This window comes from Saccharopolyspora sp. (assembly GCF_017434145.1).
Classification (GTDB): domain Bacteria; phylum Actinomycetota; class Actinomycetes; order Mycobacteriales; family Pseudonocardiaceae; genus Saccharopolyspora_C; species Saccharopolyspora_C galaxeae.
The window spans coordinates 1-5,353 of sequence record NZ_JAFRFW010000498.1 but is presented as its reverse complement, the minus strand read 5'-3'; the positions used below and the strand labels follow the sequence as shown (position 1 = coordinate 5,353).

5 protein-coding genes and 1 pseudogene are annotated in these 5,353 nt (G+C 69.3%); 2 read left to right on the top strand and 4 right to left on the bottom strand.

Features of this window, described 5'->3' with window-relative positions:
* The first annotated feature begins 26 nt into the window (after window positions 1-26).
* Together IJH84_RS13905 and IJH84_RS13900 are read left to right on the top strand one after the other, a co-directional pair.
* On the top strand, window positions 27-137 hold the full coding sequence (locus tag IJH84_RS13905; RefSeq protein WP_367269020.1) for an SDR family oxidoreductase: 111 nt from the start codon (window positions 27-29) through the stop codon (window positions 135-137).
* A 130-nt stretch (window positions 138-267) separates the two neighbouring features.
* Window positions 268-1,044, top strand: a complete 777-nt coding sequence (locus tag IJH84_RS13900) for a 3-oxoacyl-ACP reductase (protein WP_200071575.1) — start codon at window positions 268-270, stop codon at window positions 1,042-1,044.
* Between the two features lie 143 nt (window positions 1,045-1,187).
* Here IJH84_RS13900 and IJH84_RS13895 read toward each other — a convergent pair whose 3' ends face one another.
* The 4 genes and pseudogenes from IJH84_RS13895 to IJH84_RS13880 form a co-directional block, all read right to left on the bottom strand.
* Window positions 1,188-2,387: a hypothetical protein gene (locus tag IJH84_RS13895; RefSeq protein WP_295144987.1), complete on the bottom strand. Its 1,200-nt coding sequence runs from the start codon at window positions 2,385-2,387 to the stop codon at window positions 1,188-1,190.
* Between the two features lie 187 nt (window positions 2,388-2,574).
* Window positions 2,575-3,840: a hypothetical protein gene (locus IJH84_RS13890; RefSeq protein WP_233627877.1), complete on the bottom strand. Its 1,266-nt coding sequence runs from the start codon at window positions 3,838-3,840 to the stop codon at window positions 2,575-2,577.
* Window positions 3,841-4,048: 208 nt separating this feature from the next.
* Window positions 4,049-4,525 carry a hypothetical protein gene (locus IJH84_RS13885; RefSeq protein WP_295144981.1) on the bottom strand — a complete coding sequence of 159 codons (477 nt, stop codon included), beginning with the start codon at window positions 4,523-4,525 and terminating at the stop codon, window positions 4,049-4,051.
* Between the two features lie 63 nt (window positions 4,526-4,588).
* Window positions 4,589-5,353: pseudogene (locus IJH84_RS13880) on the bottom strand (XRE family transcriptional regulator); the annotation flags it as partial.

The following is a 5,353-nucleotide window of genomic DNA, read 5'->3' as shown; positions in this document are numbered from 1 at the left end:
TGCTGCGCAACGCGCTGCCGGTCAAGATGCTGCAACCCGGCGACATCAGCGATGCCGTGCTGTGGCTGGCTTCGGACGCTTCCCGCTACGTCACCGGTGTGGGGTTGCCGGTGGATGCGGGGTTCCACGTCCTTTGAGCCCGGGTCGCACCGGATCGAGGTGCGTTTCGTCCGCCACTGCGGACGTTTCGGGGATTTCGGGCGCACGGCCGCGAACGGGCGGGCCCGGGATCGCATCGCCACCGGCGGGCGCCGATACCGTGTGGCCATGGACGAACGTGGTCAATGGCTCACCGATCGGCTCGTGCTGGTCACCGGCGGCGGGCGCGGCCTGGGCAGTTCGATCGCGCGGGCGTTCGCCGGGCAAGGCGCTCGTGTTGTGCTCAATTACCGGCGCAGCCGCGAACGGGCGGAGGCGCTCGCCGCGGAGATCGGCGACCGGGCGCTCGCGGTGCAGGCGGACGTCACCGACGAGCAGCAGGTGCACGCGATGTTCGAGACGATCGCGCAGCGTTTCGATCGGCCGGTGACGACGGTGGTCAACAACGCGCTCGCGGATTTCTCGTTCAACGGCGAATCCCGTTCGCACGCCGGGGAAATCGGCTGGGGCGAGTTCGACGCGCAGTTCCGCGGTTCCGTCAGCGGCGCGCTGCACACGACACGAGCAGCGTTGCCGCAGCTGCGCGCGCAGGGCACCGGGCAGATCATCAACATCGGCACGAACCTGTTCCAGCGCCCGGTCGTGCCGTATCACGACTACACGGCGGCCAAGGCCGCGCTGCTGTCGCTGACCCGGACGTTCGCGGCGGACCTCGGCCCGGACGGGATCACCGTGAACATGGTCTCCGGCGGCCTGCTGCGCACCACGGACGCCAGCGCGGACACCCCGGAGGAGGTCTTCGACGGAATCGCGCAGGCCACTCCGCTGCGCAGGGTGGTGACTCCGGAGGAGTTCGCCGATGCGGTGCTGTTCTTCGCCTCGCCGTGGGCGCGCGCGGTGTCCGGGCAGAACCTGGTCGTCGACGGCGGGCTCGTGAACGGCTGACGCGGCCGGTCGCCGCGATCCGCGCACGAGTCCGCACACATCGGATTCGCGGATTCGGTCGGCGGTGCAATGCTTTTCGCGGTGCACGTCCGCTGTGGACCGTCGAGACGGTCGGCCATCGGTGCCCGCATTGCAGCGGCCCGTCATTCCCGGTTGCGGCGACCGATCCGGGCGAGCGCGGATTTCGATTCCGCCAGCACCCGGTACGCGCGGGACAGCGCGGCGTCCTGCTCGCACAGGTGGCGCAGGCTTTCCCGCACTCCGCTGGGCGCTTCCGGGCGTCCCAGCGCGCGTTCGGCCGTCGCCTCCAGCTCGGCATACCGTTCGGCCAGCCCGGCGAGGGCTTCGACGGCGACCTCGAGCACCTCGCCCTGCTCGGCCTGGTCGCGGGGCTGCGCCGGCCCGCCCGCGTCCGGCGCGGGCAGCAGCTCCTTCAGATCACCGACGACGTGGTAGCCGCGCCGGATCAGCTCGGCGACCATCCGGTCCGCCCGCTCGTGCACCCATTCCCGGTCCTCGTCCGGCAGTCGCAGCGGCGTGCGGGACGAGCGCTGCCCCAGGATCTCGGTGGCGATCCCGTACTTGACCACGCCGTCGTGCCCCGGCCAATCGATGCGGCCGTCGAGCTGCTGGTTGAGGCGGTGCACCAGCTCGGTCTCGGCCACCCCCAGCGACCGGTTCGGCCGCTCGACGGTGGCGTCGAACGCGGCGGGGTCGATCTCCAGCAGCTCGCAGAACCGCTCCCAGAGCAGCTCCGGCGGCTGCTCCGGCGGAACCGTGACCACGTGGACGCGTTCGGCAGGCACCTCGGCCGCCCACCTGCGCAGGATCGCGGGCAGGTCCTGGCGTTCCCAGAACAGCTCGCTGAGGTAGTGCGGTTCCGGGCCGCCGCGAACGCCCGCGACGAACTCGGCGAAGCTGAGCACGTGCCGGTTCTTGATGTCCTCCTGCCACACGGCCGGGATCTGCCGCGCCAGGTCGCGGGCGGTGCAGACCAGGTGCAGCTCGGCGAAGGCCAGGTCGGACACCGCCCGCTCGACGGCCGCCGGGTCGGCGGTGCAGAACAGTTCGTGCGAGAGCACCACCGTGCCCGGCCACTGCCGCGCGTCGTCGACGAGCCGCGCCCACGCGCCCGGCACGTTCTCGTCGAACCAGTCCTCCTGGAACTGGACTCCCTGCAGGTCCATCGACGCGTGGAAGTGCGCTTCCGGGACGTCGCCCGGGTAGCGCACGCCCGCCGCGGCCAAGGAGTCCTGGTTGCGCCAGAGGACGTCCTGGAGATAGGTGGTGCCCGTCTTCGGGGAACCCAGGTGCAAGTACACCCGGCGGCCGTCCTGAGTCATAGCGGCCCGACGATAACCAGCCGCCCCGACCGGTCCGCTCGCGGCTCGCGGAGGCTCAGCTCCGGTCACCCCGGGTTCGGGCCGCGCACCTCTCGGTGAGCAGCGAGGCCAGCGGCGGCGGAGCAGGTAACCGGCGCGGGTGCTGCCGCCGCGTGCTCACCGCACCGGTGTCAGTGCAGCGGCGGGGTCACCGCGTCGGGCGCCGGTCGCTTTCCCGTTGCAATGCGCGGAAGTCTTCGATCCACCCGTAGCTGCGCCCCGGCAGCCCGTCCGGCCCGGGTTGCACGGTTTTGGAAGCGAACAGGCTGTTGAACAGCCACGGCTTCGAGTTCTTGTCCCAGTTGGTGACCATCGCGTCGTCCTGCGCGATGCCGTAGGTGGCCAGCGCGAGCTTGCCGGTGTCCCGGAACCGCTGCACCTGGTTGCGCAGGAAGTGCTTGTGGTTCTCGTACCAGGGGCTCATCGACAGGAAGTCGTTCCACTGCTGCTGCGGGAACCGCTTGTCGATCGCGGCGTCGACGACCTGCCACACCTTGGTGTCCGCCGGGAAGCCGTATTGCTTGGCGAACTTCCCGGAGACGGGCTGTTCCATCTGGTCCTCCCAGAACAGCACCAGCGAGAACTCGGTGGCCAGGAACTTCTGGTCGGGCCGCAGCTTCGGCAACACGTAGTCGAGGTACTTCTGCACGTTCTCCGGCTTCGCCACGTGCGGGTGGATGTCGACGCCTTCGATGGCCGGTGTCTCGCGCACGAAGGTCATCCACCGCTCGGTGGCCGGGGTGTGCCATTCCGGCTCGTCGAGCCGGTTCAGCGCGCCCATGTACAGCCGGGTCTTGCAGTTCGGCCCGAACTCGCGATCGCGGTAGGAGATGACGTGCTCGGCGACCGCCTCGTAGAAGTTGTTGAGCTTCTCGTTCTTGTCCTGATCACGGGTCTCGAAGAACGGCTCGTTGCCGATCGTCAGGATGTCCATCCGGTTCATCGCGGCGGGCAGCACCTTGTCCACCCTGGCCAGTTCCTCGTCCATCGCCGGGGTGCCGGGCTGCGGGATTTCCTTTTCGTGGTACTGGAACTTCAGCGAAAGCAGCGTTCCGTAGCCCCGGTCGGCGGCCTCGAGAAGCTTGCTGATCTGGGGCTGCTTCGCCGGATCGTCCTTGTCGGCGTCGCGCATCGTGTAGAAGCCGCGCAGCCAGCTGGCTTCGACTTCCTGGAGTTCGGGGAAGGTGACGATCTCCGCGTCGCCGTTGAAGTTCGCGCCGAGCACGCCGTCCGGAGCGGCCGAGCCGGTGGGACGGGCTTGGGTGGCGTTCCGTTGTGCGGCCGGGGAACTACAGCCGGCGATCCCGAGCGCTCCCGCAGCGCCCACGGCCCCGAGCAGCCCGCCCAGCCGGCGTCGCGAGATGGCTTTCGGCTCGCCCGGCCGAGACGAGTGTTCCGGACGGTGCTGCTGCATGGGTTCCTCCGCGCGCTGTCGGCTGTGCGTACTCCTTCTCCGGAAGCTTCCCACCCGAGCACCGGTGACCCAGCGGTGCGCCACTTCTGCCGTCCGGTTCAGGGAATTCCCTTCGCTCGGTGGTTCAGCGCTGCTGCCGCGCGTGCGATCGGCGCACGACTCTGCGCAGCCTCGATTCCCGATGGTGACCTGCGGAAAAGGGTTGTGATCAGGCGCGGGCGGCGCCTTCCGGCCACACGACGGTGAGGGGAATGCCGCGTTCGCGTGCGGCGTGCACGACGTCGCCGGTACCGCCGTGGCCACCGGCGGGCTGACCGTCCCAGACCGCGAGCATCTTGTCGGCGGAGCTGAGGACGTGCTCGCTCGCGGCCATGTACGCGTCCCGGTTCGACTCGGCGAACGGCATGGTGTGCACCTCGGCCGCCTTCCCGAGCAACTCCTCGAAATCTGCCGCGTTGTCCGGTTTCACCTTGCGTGCGCGGTAATCGGCGGCGGGTAGCACGACTTCCAGCGAACCGCCCGCCTCGAGCACGGCCCGCGCGAACAGTTGATCGGCACCGCGCGCGAGGCAGCTCAGGCCGATCAGACCGGCGTCGTACCCCGCCAGCTCAACGTCCAGCACCTCGCGCACCAGGACACTTGTCGCAGGGGTGAGGTTCGTGTGGCCGGTGATTCCGATGCGCACGGTCGACACCTTCCGGTCGAGGGCTCGAGCAGAGATCAGCAGTACGGATCGTCCCAGTCGGCGTCAGAGGCCGAGCCAGGTGGCGAGTTCGGACAGGTCGGTGTTGCTGCGGCGGTGCAGGCTCAGCAGTACCGCGGTCGTTTCGCGTGTCATCGGGTGCAGGCGCGTTTGCTGGGGTGCGATGGAACGAGCGTGTTTGAGCGCGGTGAGGCTCTCGGCTCGGTTCCCGCTGTGCAGGTGAGCGCGGGCCAGGTCGATGTAGTGATGTCCGCGCCGGGAACGCGCCATGGTCGCCGGTGGCGTCCATGTCTCGGCGGCGGCCAGGGCTCCGGGATGGTCGCCGAGTTCCACCCTGGCCGCGGTTTCGTGCGTGGTCACGTTGGCGTGCCCGAATGTGAGTCCATAGTGGACTTGGTCCGGGCCGTTGAGCCGGTCCGCCAACGAGCGGGCGGTGCGCAGGTGTTCCTCGGTCCGGTCCAGATCGCCCGCGCGGGAAGCAAGCGTGACCGACCGCAGGTGCAAGCTGCCGTGCAGCGCGAGCTCGGCCGGAGTGAGCTCCGCGTGCTCGTCGCCCAGACCGCCTCGGGTCGTGTCCATCAGAGCCAGGCCGTGGCGGTAGTCACCGGCAGATGGGAACGACTGCGCACGAACCCAGTGGGCGAGCGCGCCTGCCAGGTCGTCTCCGCTGCGCTCGGCAGCGGCGAGGAGTTTCGGTTCGATCGACTCGGCCAGATCCCGATAGCCGAGGCGGTGCACGACGTTATGCGCGGCGAAATAGCTGTGCAGCAACAGCAGATTCGCTCGTCGCCTGTCTGCCGAGGAGGAGTC